This is a genomic window from Roseomonas sp. WA12 (genome assembly GCF_054165765.1).
In genome coordinates this window covers 3,033,747-3,058,246 of the sequence record NZ_CM135108.1, presented here as the reverse complement: position 1 = coordinate 3,058,246, position 24,500 = coordinate 3,033,747, and the positions used below count along the sequence as shown (strand labels likewise).

Genomic DNA, 24,500 nt, shown 5'->3' with positions numbered 1-24,500 from the left:
GACCTCCCGGTAACGTGCGCTAGGTCGGGCGGGTCTCTCGCGCGCGGGCGCGGAACAGCAGGGTGAGCCCGCCCAGGGTCAGCATGCCGCCGGCGAGGTCCGCCCAGCCCAGGATCTCCCCGAGCAACGCCCATCCGATAACCGCCGCGACCGGCGGGGCCAGCAGCTGCAGCGCTGCAGCGGTGGAGGGCGGGAAGCGGCGGAGCATGATGAAGAGCAACGCGTAGCCGCCGATCCCCACCACCGTGACGCTGTAGGCCAGGCCGAGCCAGGCTGGCAGGCTGGCCGTGACAGGCATCGGCCCCTCGACCGCAAGGGCAAGGCCGAGCAGCAGCGCGGCGCTGACCAGGCTCTGCCCGGCGCTGGCGGACCAGAGGTCCACCCGGTTTCGCGCCGGCGCGAAAACAAGCAACCCAGCCGCCTGGGACACGGCGCCGAGCAGGGCAAGGCCGATCCCCAGTACCTCTCCCGCACCCTGTGGCCCGCCCAGATGCCCCGCGAGCCGCGCCCCGCCCAGCACCGCGACCCCGGCCCAGCCGAGGGCGAGCCCGGCCCAGGCCATGGCCGAGGGCCGGCGCCGGAGGAACACCGCCTCGCCCAGCGCGGCGACGAGAGGGGTGGTCGCCGTGATCAGGGCGACAAGGCCGGAGGGGACCAGCGACATGGCCCACCAGGACAAGGCGAGGTAGCCGCCCGTACCCAGCAGCCCCATCAGCACTACCCGCCCGAGGTCGCGCGGCGCAGGCCAGCGCGAGCGCGTGGCCCAGGCAATGGCCAGCAGAAGCGGCGCGGTGAGGACGAAGCGGAGCGCCAGCGCCCAGAAGGGCGGCCATTCCAGAACCACGACCCGCGCCGCAGTAAAGGCCGAGCCCCAGATAAGGATGAAGGCGGCAGCGAGGGCGAGGTCGGTGGGCTTCATTCCCGGCCGGTCCGGGATCCGATCTGGGCCAGCTGGGCCGCGAGGGCAGCCTGCGTTGCCTCAAGCCGCCGCAGCGTCAGGCCGATACTGCCGATCGCGAGCAGGGAAAGGGCGGAAACCGCGCCTGCGGCGGCGTAGAGGATGCGCGCCCGCGACCACTCTACTCCCAGCAGCGGCGTCGCCTGCAGTGCCAGCACGGCGCAGCCGAGAAGCGCCACGATGCCCACACCCTGCATCACCCGGAACAGCATAGGATCAGGCCAGGCCCGGGCCGTGGCCGTAGGATTGCTCGGGCGTCGCATGCGCCTCAGCCACCCCGCCATTCGGCTCCAGCGGCGCCTTGCCGCGTCGGGCAAGGGCAGCGTCCAGCGTGTTCTCCAGCAAGCAGGCGATGGTCATCGGGCCGACGCCGCCGGGGACGGGGGTGATCCAGCCGGCGTGTTGGCGCGCGGCCTCGAAATCCACATCGCCCACCAGCTTTCCCTTGGCGGTGCGGTTGATACCGACATCCACCACCACCGCCCCGGGCGCGATCCAGTCGCCGCGGACCATGCCCGCGCGGCCGACGGCGGCGACCACCACCTCCGCCCGCCTGCACTCCTCGGCGATATTGCGGGAGCGGGAGTGCAGCACGGTCACCGTGGCGTCCGCGGCCAGCAGAAGGGCCGCCATCGGGCGGCCGACGATGGCGCTGCGGCCGAGCACCACGGCCCGCGCCCCGGGCAGGGCCACCCCGGCCTCGGCCAGCAGGTGCATCACCCCCTTCGGCGTGCAGGGCACCAGCCCCGGCAGCCCGGCGGCCAGGCGGCCGGCATTGACGGGGTGGAAGCCGTCCACATCCTTGGCAGGATCCACCGCCTCCAGAATTTTCTGCGGGTCGATATGCTTCGGGAGCGGAAGCTGGACGAGGATGCCGTCCACCGCGGGATCGGCGTTCAGGCGGCGGATCGTGTCCAGCAGCGCCGATTCGGCCACGTCCTCGGGCAGCAGGATGGTCTCGCTGTCATAGCCCGCTTCCTTCGCGGCCCGGTCCTTGGAGCGGACATAGACGATGCTGGCCGGGTCCTCTCCCACCCGGACAACCCGCAGGCCGGGGCTGAAGGGCAGGGCGGCGACGCGCTCGGCCAGCCCGGCGCGAAGCCGGGCGCCGATCGCCTTGCCGTCGAGCAGCCGCGCCGCCATCAGGCCGCCAGCCGCCACAGGGCGGGGAAGACAGTGACGTTGAGGAAGATCCGCAGCGCCTGCAGCAGAAGGATCAGCACCAGCGGCGAGAGATCCACCCCGCCCAGATCGGGCAGGAAACGCCGGATGGGCCGCAGCACCGGCTCCGTGACCTTCCAGAGGAAGTCGCCGATCGTCCAGACCAGGCGGTTACGCGTGTCCAGCACATTGAAGGCGGTGAGCAGGCTGAACACCGCCGCGATGATGAGTACCCAGACATAGAGGCCGATCACCTGATCGATCAGCCAGAAGATCGCCGTCATCCTCGCCCCCGGAACCGCGTCGCGCGTTGTGTATGGCCCCGGATGGGGCCCGTCCAGCATCACCCCGGCCGCAACCCTGCGTCTGCGCTTGACGCCGGGCGGGAGGCGGGGAATAAGCCCGCCACGCGCCGGACCCCAAGCCTGCGCGGGCGGTGGTTAAGGGGCTGTAGCTCAGTTGGGAGAGCGCGTCGTTCGCAATGACGAGGCCAGGGGTTCGATTCCCCTCAGCTCCACCATCCCGCCCCGGCTCTCATTGCCGACGGCCTGACCGCCCTCTCCTTCATCCGCCTGCCTATGCCTCTCGAGACACAACCTCGGGTAAATTCCGTTCCCGTGCCGATTGCGGACTGCGACGATGAAACCTGCTACATAGCCCCGCGCTCCCATCCCACAAGCTGGGAGCATCCCGTCATGGGCATCATTATCACCATCATCATCGGCCTTCTCGCCGGTATCGTTGCCAAGTTCCTGATGCCGGGCCGCGACCCCGGCGGGTTCATCATCACCACGCTCCTCGGCATCGTCGGTGCCGTGGTCGCCACCTATCTCGGCCAGGCGATCGGCTGGTACCGGGCAGGCGAAGGCGCGGGCTTCATCGGTGCGGTGGTCGGGGCGATCATCCTGCTGGTGATCTACCGGATGGTCGCCGGGCGTTCGACGACGGTCTGATCCGCGGCCCGAAAGGGCTGCACGAATGGCGACGGGGTGCTTCCATGCGCCCCGTCGCTTTTTGCAGTACCGGCCCATGCATCAGGGCCGGGCGCGCAACGCATGAATCCTGCTGGGCACCGTCCCGTGTTCCTCAAGGCGGTGTCGCTCCGGTTTCTCCGGCCGAGGATCCTGTTGCGATCCTCGCGCCGGGATTGGCGGAAGAGGGGCGGCTTTGCGGCCCCATCTTGTCGCCTGTCAGAACGGGTCCTGGTTTCATCCTGACGACATGCCGGGGCTTGTCCCGCCGGCCGGCGCGCCGGCGCGCCGGCGCGCAACCTTCCCCTTCCTCCGCCGCTCCACGGTCGCAAGCCCGAGGGAGCCGACGCTATGTCCGCCACCACCATCCCGACCCCAACGGAGGGACGTTTCCGGGTGATTCGTGCCCTGGCCGGCGGCTGGTGGCTGTTGCTGCTGCGCGGAATCGTCTCCGTCCTGTTCGGTCTTTACGCCTTCCTCGTTCCCGGCCTGGGTCTCGCTGTGATCCTCGGCGTGCTGGCGGCCTGGCTGGCGCTGGACGGCATCTTCACCCTCACCCAGGCCTTTACCGGTCGCTCGGCCATGCCGGGGTCGGCGCGGCCGCATACGGGGTGGCTCTGGCTCGACGGGCTGCTCTCCCTCGTCGCGGCCGTCGTTCTGCTGATGATGCCGGTCGCCTCGGCGATCGTGCTGGTGTTGCTGGTTGCCGCTTGGTCCATCGCCACCGGCGTTTTCCGGATCGTCCTCGCCTATCGCAGCGGTAGCTGGCTGATGGGGCTCTGGGGCGCGCTGGGTGTCGCGATCGGGCTATGGATGGTGGCAGCGCCAGGGGCAGGGCTGCTGGCGCTGATCTGGGTGGTGGCGATCCAGGCGGTGGTGGGCGGAGTGCTGCTGGTCAGCCTGGCCTTCCGCCTGCGCCGCGTGCATTACGATCCCACGCCGGGCTGACCCGTCGGCCCGACATCCCGATCCCGCGGCCGGCACGCCGCCCGTTGCGCGCTCGCCAGTCCGGCGTTTCCATGCGCCGGCCGGGCCGGTGATTCGCCCCTGGCTTTTCCCGGGGGATCGCCGTGCTCTTCGCTATCGTCAGCCATGACAAACCGGACGCGCTGGAGCGCCGGCTGGCCGCGCGTCCGAAGCACCTGGTCTGGCTCGACGCTGCTGGGCCGCAGCTCCGCTACGTCGGGCCGCTGCTCGACGAGGAGGGGAAGCAGCGCGGCAGCATCGTGGTGACGGAACAGCCCGACCTCGAGACCGCCCGCATTTTCGCCAAGGCGGATCCCTTCTGGGAGGCCGATGTTTTCGCCACCCAGACCGTGCACGCCTTCCGCGAAATCTTCCGTGACGGGGCACGGGTGGCTTGACCGCCGCCCCACCCTCCTACTGGCTGGTGAAGAGCGAGCCGGACGCGTTCTCCTGGGACCAGCAGGTGACGAACGGCGTGGAGCCCTGGACCGGCGTGCGCAACTGGCAGGCAGCCAAGAATCTGCGCGAGATGAAGAAGGGCGATCTGTCCTTCTTCTACCATTCCAACGACGGTAGGGAGGTGGTGGGCATCGTGCAGGTGGTGCGGGAGGCCTATCCCGACCCCTCCGACGAGACCGGCCGCTGGATATGCGTGGACATGAAGGCCATGAAGCCGGTGCCGAAGCCGGTGACGCTCGCGGCCATGAAGGCGGAGCCGCGGCTGGACGGGCTGGCGCTGATTCGGCAGTCGCGCCTGTCCGTTGTGCCGGTCTCGGCGGAGCACTGGGCCGTCATCTCCGGCATGGCGGGACTCTAGCGCGGGGCTCAGCCATGAATGGGGTGCGAACCCTTTGCCGGCTGGAGGACATCCCAGACGGCGAGGCGCGGGGCTTTCCGCCAGTGCCGGGCGGCTACGGCCTCATTGCCGTCCGGCGCGGCGATCGGGTGCATGTCTATGTGAATTCCTGTCCGCATATCGGCATTCCGCTGGAGAGCCTGCCGGATCGCTTCCTGGACGGCGCGCGGCGACACCTTGTCTGCACCGCCCACGGTGCACGTTTCCGGGTCGAGGACGGGTTCTGCATTTCCGGCCCCTGCGCGGGCGATTTCCTGGAAGTGGTGACGGCGCGGATCGAGGCGGGTGCGGTCACGGTGCCTGGGGATGCCGGGCTGTAGCGCCCGCCGTTACCCTCCGCGACGATCCGCCCCCGCTCCGCCGCAATCCCGACGTGACCCTGCCCGCATCGCGACGTTGTATAGGACAGTGAAAGGGCCCTCCCGGCCCCCTGAAGAGAGGACGCCATGATGCGACAAGCCCTCGCCAAGCTCGGCCGAAAGGCCCTTATCCTGGGTGCGCTGCTGGGCGCGCCGATGATGGCCGCCGTGCCGGCCGCCCAGGCGCAGCCGATCCACGCCGCCCCGATCCAGGCCGCCGTCTTCGTCGGCGAGCCCGCCGCGGAGCTGGTGCCCGTGCAGTATTACGGCGAGCGTCGCCGCTACTACGGCCCGCGCCACTACTACCGCCCGCCGCCGCCGCGCTACTACCGCCGCCACTATGCCGGCCGCGGCTACGGTCCCCCGCCGCGCTACTATCGCCACGGCGGCCCGCGCTACTACCGCTGACGACGGCACGGGCCGGGGGGAGACCTCCGGCCCGCTTTGCGTTCGGCGGGTGGGGGCCGCGTACCCGCGCGCTCCGGAGACTTGACGCACCCGGGCAGGCGGCGACGATGCACCCCGAGAAGGGCCTAGCCCCCGGAGGACCGCTGCCGATGACCGACAACACCCTGATTCCGGTAAAGCCCGAGATTGCCGCCGGCAGCCATGCCGATGCGGAGCGCCGCGACGTCATGGTCGCCGAGGCCGCGCGCGACCCGGAAGGCTTCTGGAAGCGCGAGATGAACCGCCTCTCCTGGATGCGGGCGCCGACCAAGATCAAGAACACGAGCTTCGAGGGCGACGTCTCCATCCGCTGGTTCGAGGACGGGGTGCTGAACCTCACCGAATCCTGCCTGGACCGGCATGTGCAGGGCGGGCGCGGCGACGGGGTGGCGATCATCTGGGAGGGCGACGACCCGAACAGCCAGGCCCATGTCACCTATCGCCAGCTGCTGGAGCGTGTGTGCCGGCTGGCGAATGCGATGAAGCATCTCGGCGTGCGCCGCGGTGACCGGGTGACGATCTACCTGCCGATGATCGTCGAATCCGCCGTCGCCATGCTGGCCTGCGCGCGCATCGGAGCGGTGCATTCCGTGGTGTTCGGTGGTTTCTCGCCCGACAGCCTGTCCAGCCGCATCCAGGATTGCGAGAGCACGCTGCTCATCACCGCCGATGAGGGCCGCCGCGGCGGCCGCACGGTGTCGCTGAAGTCCAACGCCGACGAGGCGCTGAAGTCCTGCCCGACGATCCGCAACGTCATCGTCGCGAAGAATACGGGCGGCACCGTCTCCATGCAGGAGGGGCGCGACCATGACTGGGCGACGCTCTGCGACGCGCAATCCGCCGAATGCCCGGCCGAGCCGATGGGGGCGGAGGACCCGCTCTTCATTCTCTACACCTCCGGTTCCACCGGAAAGCCGAAGGGCGTGCTGCACACCACCGGAGGCTACGGCGTCTGGGCCGCCTTCACGCATGAGCTGGTCTTCGACTACCGCCCGGGCGAGGTGTACTGGTGCACGGCCGATGTCGGCTGGGTGACGGGCCACACCTACATCGTCTACGGCCCGCTCGCGAACGGCGCGACGACGCTGATGTTCGAGGGCGTGCCGAACTGGCCGGATTCCAGCCGCTTCTGGCAGGTGATCGACAAGCACAAGGTCAACATCTTCTACACCGCGCCCACCGCGATCCGTGCACTGATGCGCGAGGGCGAGGCGCCGGTAAAGAAGGCGTCGCGCACGTCGCTCCGCATCCTCGGCTCGGTTGGCGAGCCGATCAATCCGGAGGCCTGGCTCTGGTACTACCGCGTCGTCGGCGACGAGCGCTGCCCGATCGTGGACACCTGGTGGCAGACCGAGACCGGCGGCATCCTCATCTCTCCGCTGCCCGGCGCGGTGGCGCAAAAGCCGGGTTCCGCGACGCTTCCGCTGCCGGGCGTGATGCCCGCGCTGGTGGATGGGGACGGCAACAAGCTGGAGGGCGCGACCGAGGGCAACCTCGTCATCACCGATAGCTGGCCCGGCCAGATGCGCACGGTGTTCCGCGACCATGAGCGCTTCATCCAGACCTATTTCTCCACCTTCCCTGGCACCTATTTCACCGGCGATGGCGCGCGGCGCGACGAGGACGGCTACTGGTGGATCACCGGCCGCGTGGACGACGTGCTGAACGTCTCCGGCCACCGCATGGGCACGGCCGAGATCGAGAGCGCCCTGGTCGCGCATCCGAAGGTGGCAGAGGCCGCGGTCGTCGGTATGCCGCACGAGATCAAGGGGCAGGGCATCTACGCCTATGTCACCCTGAATGCCGATGAGGAGCCGACCGAGGCGCTGCGCAAGGAACTAGTGGCCTGGGTGCGCAAGGAGATCGGCCCGATCGCCAGTCCGGACGCCATCCAGTGGGCGCCGGGCCTGCCGAAGACGCGCTCGGGCAAGATCATGCGCCGCATCCTGCGCAAGATCGCGGCGAACGAGACCGACAGCCTCGGCGACACCTCGACCCTGGCCGATCCGACTGTCGTGCAGGACCTGATCGGCAACCGGGTGGGCTGACCTACCCGCCCTGCGCGAGCCGTTCGAGCAGGGCGGCAAGCGCATGGGCCTCGGCGGGCGTCAGCCCGGCAGTGATCCGGCGCTCATGCTCGGCGAGGATGGGGCGGAGCCGCTGCAGGGCGGCTCTCCCCTGCTGTGTTGCGTACAGGCCGAGGCTGCGGCGGTCCGTGCCGGCCCGACGCTCCAGTAGGCCGTCCCCCTCCAGCCGGTCGAGCAGCGGGGCGGCGCGGGAGCGGCCATGGCCCATGGCCTCGGCCAGATGCGCCGGCGCGATGCCGGGCGTTGCCTCCACGATGGACAGCGCGGCCAGGAGCGGCGGGGTGAAGCCCGCGGGCTGCAATGCGTCCTCCAGGTCGCGGATGACCCGGCGATAGGCCCGCTTCATGCTGTAGGACACGGTGCCGGACAGCAGCCCGTGGCCGCTCTCGCCGCCCTTATCGTTCAACTGTTGAACCTTCTCTCGTCGGCTGCCATCATCCGGCAAAACGGAGGAAGCAACCATGCGCGTGATCGTCTCCGGCGGCGGCATCGGCGGCCTGACCCTGGCCATGGCGCTGCACCAGGCCGGCATCGGGGTGGAGGTGCATGAGGCGGTCGCTCACCCCAAGCCGCTCGGCGTTGGCATCAACCTTCTGCCCCATGCCGTGCGGGAACTCACCGAGCTCGGCCTCGGCGAGCGCGTGCTGGCCGCCGGCGTTCCGACGCGGGAGCTGCTCTATGCCACCCGCCGCGGCGAGGAGGTGTGGCGGGAGGACCGGGGCCTCGCCGCCGGCTATCGCTGGCCGCAGGTGAGCATCCATCGCGGCACCCTGTTCATGCTGTTGCTGGAAGCGGCGCAGGAGCGTCTGGGGGATGCGATTCACCTCGGTTCGCGCGGGATCGGCGCGGAGTCCGACGCCGATGGCGCCACGCTGCATTTTGAGGGCGGCGGGCGCGCGCGGGGTGATGTGGTGGTGGCGGCCGATGGCATCCACAGCGCCATCCGCGCCGCATGGCACCCGCATGAGGGGGCCCCAAGCTGGAACGGCAGCTTGATGTGGCGCGCGGTGGCGGAGCACCCGGGCTACCTTACCGGCCGCACCATGGTGCAGGCGGGGCGGAGCGACCTCAAATTCGTCTGCTATCCCATCCGCGAGGCCACGGCGGAGCGCCCCGCCCTCATCAACTTCATCGCCGAGCGGCGAATGGACCCCGACGCGCTGCTCGCGCGGGAGGACTGGAACCGCCGGGGCCGGATCGAGGACTTCCTGCCGGACTTCGCGGACTGGGAATGGCCCTGGCTCTCCGTCCCCTCGCTGATCCGCGCGGCCCCGGATGTGTGGGAATTCCCGATGGTGGACCGCGATCCGCTGCCGGGATGGACGCGTGGCCGGGTGACGCTGCTCGGGGATGCGGCGCATCCGATGTACCCCATCGGCTCCAACGGCGCGTCGCAGGGCATCCTGGATGCCCGGGCTCTCGCTTTCCACCTTGCCACCGAGGACGGGGCCGAGGCCGGGCTGCGGGCCTATGAGGCCGCGCGCCGCCCTGCGACCTCGGCGCTGGTGCAGGCAGCGCGCGGGCAGGGGCCCGACCTGGTGTTGGACCTCGCCCATCAGCGCGCGCCGGACGGCTTCGACGCCGTGGGCGGGCGCGAGGCGGTGCTGCCGATGGCGGAGCTGGAGGGGATCTCGCGCGGCTACAAACGGGCGGCGGGCTTTGATCCTGTGCTGCTGAACGCGCGGCAGAGTTTTTCAGCCCGGCTAGATGGGGCGGCGCCCGCCAGCCGCTGAGGAAGCGAGCCGTCGCGCGGCGGCCGGATGGCCCGCCGCCGGTAGACGCGGCCGCGCCCGCGACACAGGATCGGGCGACCCTGCCGAGGAGAAGCCCTTGACCGAGCGCACGCCCCAGATCCTGCCGCGCGTGGAGGGGGACCTCCTCCTTACCGCCGAACCCGAGCCCTTCCCGATCCTGCCCTCCCGCACCGCGCTGATCGTGGTGGACATGCAGAACGCCTACGCGGCCGAGGAGGGCTATCTCGACAAGGCCGGGTTCGATCTCTCCGGCGCCCAATCTGTCATCGGCCGCGTCACCCAGGTGGTGGCGGCGGCGCGAATTCTCGGCATCACCATCGTCTGGTTTCAGAACGGGTGGGATCCCGAGGGGGTCGAAGCGGGCGGGGCCGGCTCGCCCAATTACTGGAAGTCGAACGCCCTTCGGCTGATGCGCGAGCGGCCGGAGCTGGATGGCACGCTGCTGGCCAAGGGCACATGGGATTACGCGCTGGTGCCGCAGATGCAACGCGCGCCGGGCGACATCCTCATCCAGAAGCCCCGCTACGGCGGCTTTAGCGGCACGCAGCTGGAGATGCTGCTGCGCGCGCGCGGGATCCGGGACATCCTGTTCTGCGGAGTCGCCACCAATGTCTGCGTGGAGAGCACGCTGCGCGAGGCCTTCCACCGCGAGTTTTGGCCGGTGCTGATCGAGGATGCCTGCTGGCAGGGCGGACCGCGCTTCGTGCACGACGCGACCGTGTTCAACACGCGCACCTTCTTCGGTTGGGTGGCGACGACCGAGGCGCTCACCACCCTGGCCGGCGGGGGCTGAGGGCGCTTCGCCCCCCACCTCCGCCGTCAAGGGAGCGTTTACGAAAGGGTCGGTAAGGTCCTCGCATCCGGCGTCGCCGGCCGCAGAGGAGTCGCGCGGTGCCCCTTCCGGTGCCTGCCCCAGGCGCGGGCGAGATCGCTGCGCGGGCCCCGACGCGCTCGGCCCCCTTCCGCTCGCTGTGGGAAATCCGCGGCGACCTGGCAATTATTCTGCTCATCCTGGCCATGCTCTGGGGCGCAATCGGCGCGCGGCTGGTCGAGGAGTGGCAGGAGATCGAGCGGGATGCCCGGCAGGGGGCGGCGAACATTGCCGGCGCCGCCGAGCAGGGCGTCGCCCGCACCATTGAGGCGATCGACCAGCGCCTGCGCTTTGCGCGCGACGCCTATGCGCGCGACCCCGCGGCCTTCTCGCTGGGCTTCGTCGCCAGCAGCAGCGGCTATGACGACGGCATGATGATGCAGCTTGCCCTGATCGATGCGGAGGGGCGGCTGCGGCAAACCAATCTCGGCCCGACGGAGGGCACGCTGGACCTCTCGGACCGGCCGCATTTCCGGGTGCACCGCGAACGGCCGGACGACGCGCTGTTCATCAGCGCACCCCTGATGGGGCGGGTCTCGCAGCGCTGGTCCGTGCAGTTCACCCGCAAACTCTACTCCCCGGAGGGGCACTTCGCCGGCGTCGTCGTCTGCTCGCTCGACCCTTACTGGCTGACCCAGTTCCACGAGCTGTTGGACGTGCGCGGCAGCATGCTTCTGATCGGGGATGATGGGATCGTACGGGCGGCGGCGCCGGAGCCGGGAATGCTCGGGCAGAATCTGTCGGGCCAGTCCCTGGGCCGCGCGGTGTCGGAATCCGGCCATGGCAGCCTGCGCTTGGCCGCGATGGGGGACATGCCCGAGCAACTCGTCAGCTTCCGCCGCCTGCGCCGCTATCCCGTGACCGTGGCGGTCGGGCTGGACATGGCGCCGCTGCTCGCAACCTATGGCCGCATCTTCCAGGTGACCACGGCACTCGGTACCGCGCTCACCCTGCTGGTGCTCGCGGCCGGGGGCATGCTGATCCGCCACAAGCGCCGCCTGCTCGCCTCGCGGCAGGTGCTGCGGGACGCGATGGAGAACCTGGACCAGGGCGTCGTCATGGTGGACCGGAACGGCCGGATCCTGCTGCAGAACGGCCGCTACATCGAGCTGCTGGACCTGCCGACGGAGTTGGCGCAGCCCGGTGCGGATTACGCAACCCTGGTGCGGTGGCAGGCCGCGCAGGGCGAGTTCGGGCCTTTGCTCCGTGATGCCAGTGTGGAGGAGCTGATCGCTTCGTTGGGGGGCGGCGGCATCCAAGGCGTGCAGCTGAAGGAACGGGTGCGGCCGAACGGACAGGCGCTGGAAATCCGGGTGCAGGCGCTCGCCGGCGGCGGGATGGTGAGCACCTTCACCGACATTACGGACCGCCGGCGCGCGGAGGCGGAGATCCATCACCTCGCCCATCACGACGGGCTGACGGATCTGGCCAACCGCACCTTGCTGGAGGAGCGGCTGACCCTGGCGCTGGCCGTGGCGGAGCGCAGCGGGGAGCGGGTGGCGGTGCTCTGACTCGATCTCGATCGCTTCAAGCCGGTGAACGACACCTTCGGCCACGCCGCCGGCGACGCGCTTCTGCAGCAGGCGGCGGCCCGGCTGCGCAATCTGGCGCGCGCCTCAGACGTCGTGGCACGGATCGGGGGCGACGAGTTCGTCGTGGTGCAGACCGGCGTGTCGGTGCCCGCCGATGTCGCGGCCCTGGCCGCGCGGATCATGGCCGATATCGCCATGCCCTATGACCTGGGTGGCCCGCAGGCGAGCGTCGACACCAGCATCGGCATCGCGCTCTTCCCCGCGGATGGCGGCACGGTGGAGGCGCTGCTGAAGAACGCCGACACCGCCCTGTACCGCGCCAAGAAGTCCGGCCGCGGTGTCGCGTGCTTCTTCGAGCCGGAGATGGAGGAGGCGCTGCGCGAGCGCAGCCAACTGGAGCACGACCTCAGGCGGGCGATGGCGCGGAGCGAGTTCTCCCTGACCTTCCAGCCGCTCTGGGGCTGCCGCACGCGAAAGGTGACGGCACATGAGGCGCTGCTGCGCTGGACCCATCCGCAACGCGGCCCGATCTCGCCTGCCGCTTTCATTCCGGTGGCGGAGGAGTGCGGCGTGATCCTGCCGCTCGGCCGCTGGGTGCTCGAGCAGGCCTGTGCCGCCGCCGCGGCCTGGCCAGAGGCGCTGACCGTCGCCGTCAACATCTCCCCCGTGCAGTTTCAGCGCGGCGACCTCCCCGGCGTGGTGGCTGAGGTATTGGCCGCCACCGGCCTGCCCGCCCATCGGCTGGAGCTGGAGGTGACGGAGGGGATGCTGCTGGAGGATTCCGATCGCGCCCTCGGCGTGATGCGGGCGCTGAAGGCGCAGGGTGTGCGGCTGGCGCTGGATGATTTCGGCACCGGTTATTCCAGCCTGAGCTACCTGCGCCGCTTCCCTTTCGACAAGATAAAGATCGACCGTTCCTTTATTCAGGCGATCGAGACGGATCCGGGCGCGCGGGCCATCGTGAACGCGGTGCTGGCGATGGGGCACAGCCTGAGGCTGCGAGCGACGGCGGAGGGGGTGGAGACCGAGCGGCAGCTCACGGTTCTGCAGGCGCTCGGCTGCGACGAGGTGCAAGGATACCTGCTCGGCAGGCCGGTGCCCGCGGTGGAGCTGGAACAGTTCTTCCGGCCCAGGCGGCTGGCGACGGTCTGAACGGCGTCCCGCTCCTTGCGCCCCCGCCCCGCGCCGCCGGGGCTGGTGCCGGGCCGCGCAGCGCCCCACCATGGTCCGGCATGTCCAGCACGTCCGACGAAGCCACGCGCACGCGCCGGCTCATCACCCTCTATGGCCTGACCGCCTTCACCACCTCCCTTTCGGCCCGCAGCCTCGACCCGATCCTGCCGGAGATCGCGCGGAGCTTCGTGGTCGCCACCGATTCCGTCGCCCTGCTCGCCTCGGCCTTCGCGCTGCCCTACGCGCTGATTCAGCCCTTCCTTGGCCCGGTCGGCGATGCGCTGGGCAAGCGGCGGATCATCGCGCTCGCCACCCTGCTGACCGGCCTGGCCCTCGTCGCCAGCGCGCTCACCCCCTCGCTCGGCTTGCTTTTCGTCTTCCGCGCGGTGGCCGGCGCCGCCGCGGGGGGCATCTACCCGCTGGTGATCGCCACTTTCGGGGACCGGGTGCCGCTGGAGGGGCGGCAGGTGGCGCTCAGCCGATTGCTGGCCTTCAGCACGGCCGGGCAGATCGCGGGCGGCGTGATCTCGGGGCTGGTGCACGGGCTGGTGGACTGGCGCGGCATCATCTTCGGTGGCGCGGCCTCGGTGCTGGTGATGGGGCTGGTGCTGTGGATGGATATCCGACGCGAGCCCGACCCGCCGGCCGGGCGGCTGGACGCCACCGCGGCCGCGCGGCGCTACGGCGAGATCGTTCGGCTGCGGGCAGCACGCATCCTCTACGCCTCGGTGGCCACCGAGGGACTGCTCGTTTTCGGCTTCTTCCCCTATCTCGCGGCGCTGATCGCGGGCTGGGGCCTGGGCGGGCCGGCCCAGGCGGGCTTCGCTATCGGCGCCTTCGGGGCTTCGGGGGTCGCATACACCTTCCTGGCGGGGCCCATGCTCTCGCGGCTGGGACTGCCGGCCATGCTGCGTCTGGCCGGGGTAATGGTGGGGATCGGCTACGCGGCCATTGCCTGGGCCGGGATGGGGCCCACCGCGATCGGGATCCTGCCGGTCGTCGCCGGCATGTTCGCGATCGGCCTGGGCTATTTCACCATGCACAACTCACTGCAGACGCGGGTGACGGAAGTAGCGCCCCGGGCCCGCGGATCGGCGGTGGCGTTGCACGCCTTCTCCTTCTTCGTCGGCCAGTCGCTGGGGCCATTGCTGTTCGGGCTGTTGCTGGCGCGGCTGGACGCGGTGACGGCGCTGCTGCTGGCCGGCAGCGGGATGGTGCTGCTCGGCTTCGCCCTCTCGCGGGCACTGCGGGTCCGGGCGGCGGGGCCCGTGTAGAGACCACCGTAACCCTCCGACACGATCCTTGATTTCGACGCCCCGGCCGGTTTGCGGTAAGGGGCGCGCCATGCCGCAAGACGCAAACACCCTTCCTCCCATCGGCCTGTTCGATGTCCGTGCCCAGCAGGCGCTGATCCGGCCCGAGATCGACCGGCGCATCGCCGCCGTGCTCGATTCCGGCCGCTTCGTGCAGGGGCCCGAGGTGGAGGAGGTGGAGCGCGCGCTGGCCGCCTTTGCTGGCGTCGGCCACTGCGTCGGCGTGTCCTCGGGCACGGATGCGCTGCAGATCGCGATGATGGCCGAGGGGATCGGGCGCGGCGATGCCGTGTTCCTGCCCGCCTTCACCTACACCGCGACCGCAGAGGTGCCGCTGGTGCTCGGCGCCACGCCGGTCTTCGTGGATGTGGACCCGCAGACCTTCAACATCGACGTCGCCGACCTGAAGAACCGCATCGCCCTGGTGAAAGCCGAGGGCCGGCTGCGCCCGCGCGCCGTGGTGGGGGTGGACCTGTTCGGCCTGCCCGCCGATTGGGAGGCGATCGAGGCGATCTGCGCCGATGAGGGCATGTTCGCGCTGGACGACGCGGCGCAGGCCTTTGGCGGCACGCTGAAGGGCCGCCGGCTGGGCAGCTGGGGCGGAGCGGCCGCGCTCTCCTTCTATCCTACCAAGACGCTGGGCTGTTACGGCGACGGCGGCGCGCTGCTGACGGATGATGCCGAGAAGGCCGAGCTCTACCGCTCGCTGCGCACGCATGGCGAGGGCAAGACTCGCTATGAGGTGATGCGCACCGGCATGAACGGCCGGCTGGATACGATCCAGGCGGCCATTCTGCTCTGCAAGCTGCCGCTGATGGAAAAGGAGCTGGCCGCCCGTGCCCGCATCGCCGGTCAGTACGCCGCCGCCCTGGACGGGAAGGTGCAGATCCCCGCCAGTCCCGAGGGCGCGGAGAGCGCTTACGGCCTCTACTCCATCCTGCTGGAGGACGAGGCGCAGCGGGGCCGGGTGCAGGAGGCCTGCAAGGCGCGCGGCGTCCCCACGGCGGTCTATTACCCGCTGCCGCTGCACCACCAGCCCGCCTATCGTGCCGCCCATGCGGCTGCCATCGGCCAGGCGCCGCCGCTGCCGGTGAGCGAGAGCCTGTGCAAGCGCATCCTGGCGCTGCCGATGCATCCCTACCTGGACGACGGCCAGGCGGCGCGGGTGACGGATGCGGTGATCGCGGGCCTCTAGCGCCGCCCTCTCAGGCGAGGCGGCGGCGTAGGAAGGCCGTGCGCTCCGCCGGATCGGCGATGCGCTGGGCCAGCTGGTCCCACAGCGCTGCAGCATCCGGCGCCGAGGCGGCTTCCCGCTGAACGAGGACGCGGCTGATGGGGCCGAGATAGGGCATGAGCGCCGCAGTGGCGGTGGCCAGCACCTCGGGGGGCAATCCGCCGGGTGCAGGACCGGCCAGGCTGGCCGCGGCCATGGAGCCGGACCCGGTGCGGAGGCCGGCCTGTGAGGCCGCCCCTGCCTCCCGCAGGGCTTCGTCGCGGAAACGCCGCCGCTCCGTCTCCTCCCCGATGTTGCGCGCCAGGCTGTCGCAAAGGTCTTCGAGGCTGCCCGCGCCGCGCGCCGCGCTGGCGACCAGCCGCGGCGCGATCGGCCCGATATAGGGCGTGAGCCGGCGGGCAATCCGGTTCAGCGTCTCCTCGGCGAAGGCCGGGGAGAGAACGGGGGCGAAGCCGGGCGCGATGGCCGGTGTTCGCGGCGCCAGCACGGTCCCATCCGCCTGGGCGTCTTGCAGCGCGTCACGCAGGGCGGCGGCCATGGCGTCGGCGCTGGCGAAGCGGTCCTCACGGTTGCGGGCGAGGGAGCGGGCGATCACCGAGGCGAGGCCGGGCGCCACGGCCAACACCTGATCCGGCAGGGTCGGGCGCGGGCCGTCCAGGATAGCGCGCGACACCTCGATAATGCTGCGGCCCTCGAAGGCGCGGCGGCCGGCCAGCAGCTCGAACAGCAGGACGCCGGTGGAGAACAGGTCCGCGCGGCCGTCCACCCGCTCGCCCAGGCACTGCTCGGGCGACATGTAGTTCGGCGTGCCCACGACATCGCCCACCTGGGTGACGTCCGAGCCCTCTACGCGGGAGATGCCGAAATCGGCCACCTTCGTCGCCCCGGTGCGGGCGAGGAGGATGTTGGCCGGCTTGATGTCGCGGTGGACCACGCCGTTCGCATGGGCGCAGGCGAGGGCCGAAAGAATGGACTGCACCAGCGCTGCCGCTTCGGGGATATTGGGCCGCAACCCGTTCCGCATCGCCTCCTTCAGGCTCGTCCCGTCCACATACTCCATCACCAGGAAGGGATGGCCCTCATGCAGGGCGTAGTCGTGGACGGCGACGATGTTGGGGTGGCTGCATCGGCCGGCGGCCTGCACCTCGTGCCGGAAGCGGTGCAGGAACTCCTCGCGTTCGGTGGAATCGAGCAGCTCGGTCGAGACGAGCTTGATGGCGACGACCCGGCCGATGACCGGGTCGCGCGCTTTGAGGATGGAGCCCATGGCGCCCCGGCCCACCTCGCCTTCGACGAGGTAGCGGCCGATCTGGCGCGGGCTGGCGGTGCTCTCGCTCAATGGCGCCTCACGGCGTGCCGAGCATCCGCATGGCGTTGTCCAGGCTGCGGCGCATCAGGTTGAAGGACCGGGCGAGGGAGGAGATCTCGTCATTCCCCGGCGGCTGGTATTCCGGGACGTTCTCCTCGCCTTCCGACACCGCCTTGGCCTGGGCGGCGATCTGCCGGACTGGGCGCACGATCATCAGGTGCAGCATGAGGTTGAGCGCGATCAGCATCACCAGGAAGACGCCGGAGAGGCTGAGCAGGAAGGTCTGCAGCGAGCCATTGGCCCGGGCCATCGCGACCTGAAGCGGCACCGAGACGATCTGCGCGCCGATCACGTCGTTCAACTGCCAGCCGAAGCCGTTGGATGGGCCATAGAGGTCCACCATGGTCCGCGGCGCGTTGACCGGGGTGGAGTGACAGGTGAGGCAGGCGGGATCGGTGATGCGGATGGGCTTGGCGAAGGTCAGCACCGGGCCCGAGATGGAATCGCGCTGGCTGACGAGTTCCGTCGATCCCTCATCCCGCTTGAAGGCGTTGATGATGTCCGCCTCCCAGTCCGTCGCGCGGTCCGCGGGGTTGGTGGGGTTCAGCGCGGCTTCCTTGTAGGCGTAGTCCGGGTAATCGCCGCGCAGCCCACGGAACACGGTCTGCGCCGCGAAGGAGGGGACCGTGTGCGGCAGGAAGCGCGTCGTCATCTGGTCCGACAGGAGCGGGTTCAGCTCCGTGGAGGTGTAGCCGCGCACCGCCGTGGCGTTGCGCATGATCATCAGCGCCTCGTTGAAGGTGCCGCGCCGCGCCTCCTCAAGGGTGAGGCCGTGGAAGACGACCGAGGCGACGCCCAGGCCGGCGACGAAGGTGCCGATCATCACGAGGTTGAACTTGGTGCGCAGCTTCACCGCGATTCTCCATCCCGCGCCTCGGCCGCGCGGTCCTAACCTGGCCTAGCGCGACAAACCCAGCAGCGCGGCGATCTGGGCGGGCGTCAGGCGCCCGCTGGCCTCGGCGCCCCCGGCGGCTTGATAGCGCCTTATGGCGGACCGAGTCTCCTGCCCGAAGGTCCCGTCCACACGGCCGCTGTAATGGCCGAGCACGCCGAGGCCCGCCTGGATGCGGCGGCGCTGCGTCTCGTTCAGCCCGGCCTCCTCGAAGGCAGGGGCGACTGCGACAGCGGGAGCGGCCGGGGCCGGCACGGCGCCCGCGAGCCCCGCGGAGGGCGGAGTGGCGATGGGCGGGGCGGCGACGGGCGGGGAGGTGGAGGCTGTGGCGGACGGAACAGGGGGTGGGGCAAGGCTCGGGCTGGCGGGCGGGGCAGGGGGCGGTGGGGCGCCGGCCAGGTACATGGGCCGTCTTGGTGCCACCGCCGCCAGGCGAGCGGCTTCCGGCACGCGGTTGCGCAGCGCGGCGCCGAGGGCAGTCAGTTCCACCGTCGGCCCGGCGAGTTCGGCGCGGAGGGCGGCGGCCAATGGGGTGACGGGAAGGTTGGCGGTGGTGCCGGAGGTGGCGATGAGGGCGGCATCCGCGGATGTGGCGCTCTCGGCCGCGGCAGCAAGGCCAGAGGCGGTGAGCGCGCTGCCACCCGGGCGCGGGGTCAGGTCGAGCACCGTGAGGCTGGGGCCGGTGGCGCCGCGGGAGGCCGCATCGGCCGCGTTGCGCGCCAGGATGCCCTGGGTAAGCGTGTCCGTCTCCCGCGCCAGGGTGGCTGAGGCCGGGACCAGGAAGGCGCGGTTGTTCCACTCCGTGGCCAGGCCGCAGACATAGATGACGGCCGGGGCCTCGGGGGCGGCGGCGCGGCCGCGGCTGAAGCTTCCCAGGGCGGCGTCGAACTCGCCCCGGCCGGGATCGTGGCGCTCGGTCACCGCGAAGCCGAGGGCGCGGAGGGCGCCGGCCACCGCCTCCGCCCCGCCGCGACAGGCCGGGACGGGCGGCTGGGAGGCGTAGGTGCTGCTGCCGATCACCAGGGCCATGCCCTGCGGCGCGGTCTGGGCCCCGGCCGTGAGCGGCGCGGCGGCGAGGCAAAATGCGAGAAGCCAAGCAGCGCCGCCAGGGCGAACTCGGTTCCGCACGGCCCCGGAAGGCTGTTCGGGGCGGGGTGGTCGGGCGGGGCTATCCGGCATGATCGTTGCGGCAACCTACGGGGGTTTGCCCCTGGGCGGGAGGGGCGGGTTCGCCCCGTGCGAAGGATTGCGGCAGGGATCATGCCGGTGTGGCGTTTGCGCTATGCTCGCCGCCTCACGGCCCGGAAGCCCGATGCTCGAGATCCAGAACCTTACTCGCCGATTTGGGGCGCGCAATGCAGTGGACGGCGTTTCGCTGAGCATCCCCGGCGGGCAGATGGTCGGTATCATCGGCCGGTCGGGTGCCGGCAAATCCACCCTGCTGCGGATGGTGAACCGACTGACCGAGCCCTCCTCGGGCCGCATCCTGCATGACGGCGTGGATGTCACCGCGCTCCGGGGTAAGGCACTGCGGGACTGGCGGACGCGCTGCGCCATGATCTTCCAGGGGTTCAACCTGGTGCAGCGGCTGGATGTGCTGACCAATGTGCTGGTGGGGCGGCTGAACCACCGGCCGGGACTGTGGGCGACGCTTAACTCCCTGTTCCTCCGCTTCACGCCGGAGGAGCGCGCCATGGCGCTGGAGGCGCTGGACCGCTTCGACCTGGCGGAGCAGGCGCTGCAGCAGGCCGACACGCTCTCGGGCGGGCAGCAGCAGCGGGTCGCCATCGCTCGCGCCATGCTGCAGGAGCCGAGGCTTCTGCTGGCGGACGAGCCCATCGCCTCGCTCGACCCGCGCAACGCGCGCGTGGTGATGGAGGCGCTGCGCGATGTGAACCGGCGGGACGGGCTGACGGTGATGGTGAACCTGCACCATCTCGACACCGCCCGCCGCTATTGCGACCGGATCGTCGCCATGCAGGCCGGGCGAGTGGTGTTCGACGGCACGCCCGCCGCGCTCACGGCGGATCAGGTGCAGTCCATCTATGGCGTGCCGGAGGAGGCGCTGGAGTCGGAGACGTCGCAGCCCTCCGGTGCCGTGCTCGCCTGAAGGGAAACCCCATGCCCAGCCGCCGCGCGCTCCTTGCCGGTTCCATCGCCCTTGCTGCCGCGTCGCCCGCGCTGGCGCAGACACGCCGCAGCACAGATCCCGGCGTCACATTCCCAGAGCCGGGACGCCGGGCCTGGGCGGATGGCATCCCCGTGCTGCGCATCGGGATCTCGGGCGGGGAGAACGAGACGGATCGCCTCGCTCGCAACGAGCCGTACCGGAAGCTGCTGGAGGAGACCTTCCGGTTGCCCGTGCGCCTCTATCCCAGCCCGGATTTCGCAGGGGTGGGCCAGGCCTTTGCCTCGGGCATGATCGAGATGGCGCAGATGGGTGCGGCGAACTACGCGGGCACCTGGATCGACACGCGAGGGGCGGTGGAGGCGCTGGTGGCGGCGGAGGGCGATGACGGGTCGCTCGGCTATGTCGCGGTCATGGTGGTGCGGGCGGATTCCGGCATCACCGACCTGGTGGGGATGCGCGGGAAGTCGCTGGCCTGGGCGGATCCGGCCTCCACATCCGGGTATTTCGCGCCGCGCGCGGCGCTGCGGGCGGCAGGGATCGAGCCCTCCTCCTACTTTTCCCGCACGGGCTTCGCGGGCGGGCATGAGCAGGCGGTGGTGGCCGTGCTGCACCGGCAATACGACGCGGGCTGCACCTGGGCATCCGGCCAGGGCGATCCGGCCGCCGGATACTCCCGCGGCGCGCTGCGGGTGATGGTGGACAAGGGGATGCTCGACATGCGCGAGCTGCGCGTGATCTGGCGCAGCGACCCTATTTCCGCCGGCCCCATCGCCTGCCGCGCCGACCTTCCGGAGGCCTTCAAGGAGGATATGCGTCGCTTCTTCCTGGCCATGCCGATCGCGCATCGCACCGTGTATGAGGGCATCGAGCGCGGCGGCGGCACCGGGTTTCGCACCGTGACGCATGCGGATTACGAGCTGGTCGTGCGCCTGCGCGAAGAGGAGGCGGCGGAGCGCCGGCGGCGGCGCTGAGCGCGGCACTCTCCTCCGCCGTTACGCGCGGTGAACAGGCTTTCAAGGACGCGCGGCGGACCCGTCGCACACGGCTGTTGCTGGGCCTGGCCCTCTTCCTTGCGGCCTTTCTCGCCAGCGCCTGGACGAGCGAGTTCTATCCCGGCGCCCTCCTCGCCGGGCTGCCGCGCGCGGGGGACTACTTCGTCCGCCTACTGCCGGACCTGCGCTGGGCCACGCTGTTCGGCGGGTGGGAGACGGAGGGCAGCATCGCCTTCTGGTTCTACCGCTTGGACAAATGGGCGCTGCTGCTGATCGAGACCGCGAACATGGCCGCGCTGGCGACGCTGGCGGGCGGGGTGCTCGCGCTGCTGCTGTGCTTTCCGGCCGCGCGCAATACAGCGCCCAGCACCTGGTCCTATCGCCTGGCCCGCCGCGGGCTGGAGGCGATGCGGACGGTGCCGGAGATCGTTTACGCGCTCATCCTCGTCTGGGCCTTCGGCATCGGGCCGCTGGCGGGGATCCTGGCCATCGCGCTGCATACGACCGGCGCCTTGGGCAAGCTGTTCGCGGAGGCGGTGGAGAACGCCGATCCCGGACCCTGGGACGGAGTGCGCGCCGCCGGCGGCAACTGGGCCCAGGCCTGCCGTTTCGCGATGCTGCCGCAGGTGGCGCCGAACATGGTTTCGTACTTGCTGCTGCGCTTCGAGATCAACGTGCGGGGTGCGAGCGTGATCGGCTTCGTCGGCGCGGGCGGGATCGGGCAGGAGCTGTATCTCGTCATCAGCCAGAACTACTACGAGGAGATCTCGGCCATCATCGTGCTGATCGTGCTGGTGGTGGCGATGATCGACCTTCTGTCGGACCGCATCCGGCGGCTGCTGGGCGGGGAAGCCCGGGCGTGAGCGGAGCGAACGTCCCGCCGGGTGTGAACGCGGTCGATGTGGCACGTTGGAAAGCGGCGCTGCCGGGTGCCTTCGGGCCCTCACCCCGCCAGCGCGCCTGGCGTATCGCGAGCGGTGTGGTGTTCCTGGGATGGCTGCTCTGGGCGCTGTGGCTGTTCGGCATCACGCCGGCCCGGCTGTGGAACGGGCTGTCCGGCCTGTTCACCATCGTCCGGCTGATGATCCCGCCCTCGCCGGGGGAGCTGTGGGGCGACATCCTGCGCGGCATTGCCGAGAGCGTGGCCATGGCCTTCGTGGGCACGGTACTGGCTGCGGTCGTCGCCGTGCCGCTCGGCTTCCTCGGCGCGCGCAACATCGTCACCTCCACCCTGCTGCGCTTCTCGCTGCGCCGAGTGTTCGACGGGCTGCGCGGGGTGGACCAGCTCATCTGGGCACTGGCCTTCGTGCGCGCGGTCGGCCTCGGGCCGCTGGCCGGCGTGCTCGCGCTGTTCGTGTCCGACTTGGCAACGCTGTCCAAGCTCTATGCCGAGGCGATTGAGAACGCTGAAAGGCGGCAGGCGGAAGGGGTGGTCGCGGCCGGCGGATCGCGGCTGATGGCGGTGCGGTTCGGCATCCTGCCGCAGGTACTGCCCATCATGCTGGCGCAGGCGCTCTATTTTTTCGAGAGCAACACGCGCTCCGCCTCCATCCTCGGCGTGGTCGGTGCGGGCGGGATCGGGCTGCAGATCGCCGAGCGCATCAAGGTGCGCCACTGGGACGAGGTGGCCTTCATCATCATCCTGATGGTGGTCACCGTCGCCGTGATCGACTGGATCGGCGGCAAGCTGCGGCGGCGGCTGATCGGCGGGCGGAGCGACTGAATGCAGAAAGGGCGCCGCTCCCCCTGAACGGCGCCCCTTCCTCTGCCGGTTGGAAACCTAGCCCAGCTTCCGCTCAGGCTGCATCCTCACGCCGGTCGCGCGCCTTCACGTAGGCGATGGACGAATGCTCGAGGCAGTAGGGCTTCCCGCCGAAGGCCTCGGAGGTGCAGAAGCGGAATTCCGGCGTGCCGGGCTCGCCGATCGGCCAGCAGCAGCTGCGGGCGGAGCTGCGCTGGAACGGCCGAACAACGGCAGGCGGCGGCGCGGAGCGCGTGGCGACCACGGGTGAAGGTGCGACAATGCGCGGAGCTGCCGGCGCCGCGGGCCGCGGCGCGGCAGTGGCAGGCGCGGCAACGCGCGGCGATGTATTGCCGGCGGTAGCCTGTTCGCGCTGGATGGGACTAGGACGCGCGGGCAGATGCAGGCGATGCGCCTTCCCCACCACCGCATTTTTCGAGATGCCCATGCGGCGCCCGATCTCGGCGGTGGAGTGACCCTCCGCCCAAAGCGCCCTGAGTTGCTCAATCGCTTCGGCTGACCAGTCCATTGCGCCCATCCCCGTCACCGTCGATACAAGATACGGTAGGTCAGGCAGTTGCTTTCCCACAAGATGCGGCGCACGAAAACTTGTGGACGGAAATGTGGGCATGTCTGTGGACAGGATTCGAGGGATGCATCGGATCAGCCGCTTGCCCCTCCGACTTCACACGCCGTCAGAAGAGAAGACCTTTCCTCAACATCCCGTGCACACCCTTCTCGCCGTTCACTGTCTGGGTCACACGGAAGTCCACCGCAAGCGAGCAGAACTGGTAGGCATCGGCTGGCGAGAGATTGGTGCGTGACGCAATGAATGCGATCATCTCGCGTAGCGCCTGCTTCATGGCGAGGTCCAGGTCCTCGTTCATGCCCATGGTGATGAAGTGGGTCGGCGTTTCGGCGCGCGGAAAACGCAGGACCGGATCGCGCGCCCCGCCGCCCTTCTCCACATCCAGGCGGAATGTGCCGGTGAGGCTGGTCTCCAGCGCGTTGATGCACACCTCGCCATCCCCCTGAACGCCGTGCCCGTCGCCGGCCGAGAAGCGCGCACCGGCCACATGCACGGGCAGCCACAGTGTGGTGCCCTCTACCAGCTCCTTGTTGTCGAGGTTGCCGCCATGGGCGCGCGGCTCCTTGGTGGAGATGCGGCCCCATTCGGCGGGCGGTGCCACGCCCATTACGCCGAAGAAGGGTGCGAGGTTCAGCTTGATGCCGCCGCCCATGGGCAGCACGCAGGTCTTAGCGGCCTGATCCACGGGGATGTGCAGCATGCGGCGGAAGGGGAAGTCCTCCGGCAGCGTGCCCATCAGCGGGCGGAAGCCGCAGAAGCCCCAATCGGTGCCGAGGTCGATTTTCTCGATCTCTACGCGCAGCGCATCGCCCGGCTCGGCGCCGCGCACCTCGACGGGGCCGGTGATGATATGGCCGGAAAGGCCCGCGGTGTTGGCCTGGGCGATGTCGCGCAGCGCCTGCGGCACCGTCATCCCGCTCTCCGGCCCCGGCACCGCGTCGCCCAGGCCCGAGACGCATTCCAGCGTCACCCGCTCGCCCGCCGCGATGCTCGCCACCGGCGGGAAGGCGGCGTCAAAGGTGCCGATGCGCGTGGTCTGCGGGCTGGCCGGGACGAAATGCGGTGCGGTCATGAGTCGGGCCTCCGTGCGGGCAGGCAGTCTCG

26 protein-coding genes, 1 tRNA gene and 1 pseudogene are annotated in these 24,500 nt (G+C 70.4%); 18 read left to right on the top strand and 10 right to left on the bottom strand.

Translation table 11 applies throughout. The features are described from left to right. Positions 1-19 precede the first annotated feature (19 nt). The 4 genes and pseudogenes from ACVBD7_RS14705 to ACVBD7_RS14690 all read right to left on the bottom strand — a co-directional run bounded on the left by ACVBD7_RS14705 (position 20) and on the right by ACVBD7_RS14690 (position 2,403). On the bottom strand, positions 20-919 hold the full coding sequence (locus ACVBD7_RS14705) for a DMT family transporter (RefSeq protein WP_458093978.1): 900 nt from the start codon (positions 917-919) through the stop codon (positions 20-22). Then, entirely contained in the window at positions 916-1,170 is a 255-nt protein-coding gene (locus ACVBD7_RS14700) for a hypothetical protein (protein WP_458093977.1), read from the bottom strand. The genes ACVBD7_RS14705 and ACVBD7_RS14700 overlap by 4 nt, the downstream gene beginning before the upstream one ends. Before the next feature lie 94 nt (positions 1,171-1,264). Then, positions 1,265-2,101, bottom strand: a pseudogene (folD, locus tag ACVBD7_RS14695) (bifunctional methylenetetrahydrofolate dehydrogenase/methenyltetrahydrofolate cyclohydrolase FolD); the annotation flags it as partial. After that, complete coding sequence (locus ACVBD7_RS14690) at positions 2,101-2,403, bottom strand: YggT family protein (protein ID WP_458093976.1); 303 nt, start codon at positions 2,401-2,403, stop codon at positions 2,101-2,103. The gene ACVBD7_RS14690 and the pseudogene folD, both read right to left, overlap by 1 nt. A gap of 160 nt (positions 2,404-2,563) precedes the next feature. On the opposite strand from ACVBD7_RS14690, the gene ACVBD7_RS14685 reads away from it, so the two are divergent. The 8 genes from ACVBD7_RS14685 (at position 2,564) to acs (ending at position 7,766) form a co-directional block, all read left to right on the top strand. Further along, a tRNA-Ala gene (locus tag ACVBD7_RS14685) sits at positions 2,564-2,639 on the top strand. A 175-nt stretch (positions 2,640-2,814) separates the two neighbouring features. Then, the gene (locus tag ACVBD7_RS14680; protein ID WP_458093975.1) at positions 2,815-3,072 is read left to right on the top strand and encodes a GlsB/YeaQ/YmgE family stress response membrane protein; all 258 of its coding nucleotides are present in this window, start codon (positions 2,815-2,817) and stop codon (positions 3,070-3,072) included. Positions 3,073-3,441: 369 nt separating this feature from the next. Beyond that, positions 3,442-4,038: an HdeD family acid-resistance protein gene (locus ACVBD7_RS14675; RefSeq protein ID WP_458093974.1), complete on the top strand. Its 597-nt coding sequence runs from the start codon at positions 3,442-3,444 to the stop codon at positions 4,036-4,038. A gap of 122 nt (positions 4,039-4,160) precedes the next feature. Continuing rightward, positions 4,161-4,454 (top strand): YciI family protein, encoded by a 294-nt coding sequence (locus ACVBD7_RS14670; protein WP_458093973.1) that lies wholly within the window; start codon positions 4,161-4,163, stop codon positions 4,452-4,454. Next, entirely contained in the window at positions 4,451-4,873 is a 423-nt protein-coding gene (locus ACVBD7_RS14665; protein ID WP_458093972.1) for an EVE domain-containing protein, read from the top strand. Before ACVBD7_RS14670 ends, ACVBD7_RS14665 begins: the two co-directional genes overlap by 4 nt. A gap of 14 nt (positions 4,874-4,887) precedes the next feature. Next, complete coding sequence (locus ACVBD7_RS14660) at positions 4,888-5,232, top strand: Rieske (2Fe-2S) protein (RefSeq protein ID WP_458093971.1); 345 nt, start codon at positions 4,888-4,890, stop codon at positions 5,230-5,232. Between the two features lie 126 nt (positions 5,233-5,358). Continuing rightward, a complete protein-coding gene (locus ACVBD7_RS14655) occupies positions 5,359-5,679 on the top strand; it encodes a hypothetical protein (RefSeq protein ID WP_458093970.1) in 321 nt (106 codons plus the stop codon). A gap of 149 nt (positions 5,680-5,828) precedes the next feature. Continuing rightward, positions 5,829-7,766: an acetate--CoA ligase gene (acs, locus tag ACVBD7_RS14650; protein WP_458093969.1), complete on the top strand. Its 1,938-nt coding sequence runs from the start codon at positions 5,829-5,831 to the stop codon at positions 7,764-7,766. 1 nt (position 7,767) lies between these two features. Here acs and ACVBD7_RS14645 read toward each other — a convergent pair whose 3' ends face one another. Then, complete coding sequence (locus tag ACVBD7_RS14645; protein ID WP_458093968.1) at positions 7,768-8,211, bottom strand: MarR family winged helix-turn-helix transcriptional regulator; 444 nt, start codon at positions 8,209-8,211, stop codon at positions 7,768-7,770. 55 nt (positions 8,212-8,266) lie between these two features. Between ACVBD7_RS14645 and ACVBD7_RS14640 the strand changes: the two genes are divergently transcribed. The 6 genes from ACVBD7_RS14640 to ACVBD7_RS14615 all read left to right on the top strand — a co-directional run bounded on the left by ACVBD7_RS14640 (position 8,267) and on the right by ACVBD7_RS14615 (position 15,643). Beyond that, positions 8,267-9,538 carry a flavin-dependent oxidoreductase gene (locus ACVBD7_RS14640; RefSeq protein WP_458093967.1) on the top strand — a complete coding sequence of 424 codons (1,272 nt, stop codon included), beginning with the start codon at positions 8,267-8,269 and terminating at the stop codon, positions 9,536-9,538. Positions 9,539-9,635: 97 nt separating this feature from the next. Then, positions 9,636-10,352 (top strand): isochorismatase family protein, encoded by a 717-nt coding sequence (locus ACVBD7_RS14635; RefSeq protein ID WP_458093966.1) that lies wholly within the window; start codon positions 9,636-9,638, stop codon positions 10,350-10,352. Positions 10,353-10,450: 98 nt separating this feature from the next. After that, complete coding sequence (locus ACVBD7_RS14630; RefSeq protein ID WP_458093965.1) at positions 10,451-11,941, top strand: PAS-domain containing protein; 1,491 nt, start codon at positions 10,451-10,453, stop codon at positions 11,939-11,941. Positions 11,942-11,965: 24 nt separating this feature from the next. Continuing rightward, entirely contained in the window at positions 11,966-13,114 is a 1,149-nt protein-coding gene (locus ACVBD7_RS14625) for a putative bifunctional diguanylate cyclase/phosphodiesterase (protein WP_458093964.1), read from the top strand. 80 nt (positions 13,115-13,194) lie between these two features. Beyond that, positions 13,195-14,409 carry an MFS transporter gene (locus ACVBD7_RS14620; protein ID WP_458093963.1) on the top strand — a complete coding sequence of 405 codons (1,215 nt, stop codon included), beginning with the start codon at positions 13,195-13,197 and terminating at the stop codon, positions 14,407-14,409. 70 nt (positions 14,410-14,479) lie between these two features. Beyond that, on the top strand, positions 14,480-15,643 hold the full coding sequence (locus ACVBD7_RS14615; RefSeq protein ID WP_458093962.1) for a DegT/DnrJ/EryC1/StrS family aminotransferase: 1,164 nt from the start codon (positions 14,480-14,482) through the stop codon (positions 15,641-15,643). A gap of 10 nt (positions 15,644-15,653) precedes the next feature. On the opposite strand, the gene ACVBD7_RS14610 is transcribed toward ACVBD7_RS14615, so the two are convergent. From ACVBD7_RS14610 to ACVBD7_RS14600, 3 genes are read right to left on the bottom strand one after another with little or no spacing between them, the layout of a single operon-like run. Next, entirely contained in the window at positions 15,654-17,021 is a 1,368-nt protein-coding gene (locus ACVBD7_RS14610; RefSeq protein ID WP_458093961.1) for a serine/threonine-protein kinase, read from the bottom strand. 7 nt (positions 17,022-17,028) lie between these two features. Next, positions 17,029-17,904: a c-type heme family protein gene (locus ACVBD7_RS14605; RefSeq protein ID WP_458093960.1), complete on the bottom strand. Its 876-nt coding sequence runs from the start codon at positions 17,902-17,904 to the stop codon at positions 17,029-17,031. Positions 17,905-17,949: 45 nt separating this feature from the next. Further along, positions 17,950-19,071: a peptidoglycan-binding protein gene (locus tag ACVBD7_RS14600; protein ID WP_458093959.1), complete on the bottom strand. Its 1,122-nt coding sequence runs from the start codon at positions 19,069-19,071 to the stop codon at positions 17,950-17,952. Between the two features lie 184 nt (positions 19,072-19,255). On the opposite strand from ACVBD7_RS14600, the gene phnC reads away from it, so the two are divergent. The 4 genes from phnC (at position 19,256) to phnE (ACVBD7_RS14580) (ending at position 22,789) form a co-directional block, all read left to right on the top strand. After that, on the top strand, positions 19,256-20,053 hold the full coding sequence (gene phnC, locus ACVBD7_RS14595) for a phosphonate ABC transporter ATP-binding protein (RefSeq protein WP_458093958.1): 798 nt from the start codon (positions 19,256-19,258) through the stop codon (positions 20,051-20,053). An 11-nt stretch (positions 20,054-20,064) separates the two neighbouring features. Beyond that, positions 20,065-21,045, top strand: a complete 981-nt coding sequence (gene phnD, locus ACVBD7_RS14590; protein WP_458093957.1) for a phosphate/phosphite/phosphonate ABC transporter substrate-binding protein — start codon at positions 20,065-20,067, stop codon at positions 21,043-21,045. Between the two features lie 77 nt (positions 21,046-21,122). Continuing rightward, on the top strand, positions 21,123-21,929 hold the full coding sequence (gene phnE / locus ACVBD7_RS14585; protein WP_458093956.1) for a phosphonate ABC transporter, permease protein PhnE: 807 nt from the start codon (positions 21,123-21,125) through the stop codon (positions 21,927-21,929). Then, positions 21,926-22,789 (top strand): phosphonate ABC transporter, permease protein PhnE, encoded by an 864-nt coding sequence (phnE, locus tag ACVBD7_RS14580; protein ID WP_458093955.1) that lies wholly within the window; start codon positions 21,926-21,928, stop codon positions 22,787-22,789. Before phnE (ACVBD7_RS14585) ends, phnE (ACVBD7_RS14580) begins: the two co-directional genes overlap by 4 nt. Positions 22,790-22,862: 73 nt before the next feature. Here the strand turns inward: phnE (ACVBD7_RS14580) and ACVBD7_RS14575 are convergent, their stop codons facing one another. Together ACVBD7_RS14575 and ACVBD7_RS14570 are read right to left on the bottom strand one after the other, a co-directional pair. After that, entirely contained in the window at positions 22,863-23,336 is a 474-nt protein-coding gene (locus ACVBD7_RS14575) for a GcrA family cell cycle regulator (protein WP_458093954.1), read from the bottom strand. Between the two features lie 166 nt (positions 23,337-23,502). Further along, positions 23,503-24,468 carry an acetamidase/formamidase family protein gene (locus ACVBD7_RS14570; RefSeq protein WP_458093953.1) on the bottom strand — a complete coding sequence of 322 codons (966 nt, stop codon included), beginning with the start codon at positions 24,466-24,468 and terminating at the stop codon, positions 23,503-23,505. Positions 24,469-24,500: the final 32 nt, after the last annotated feature.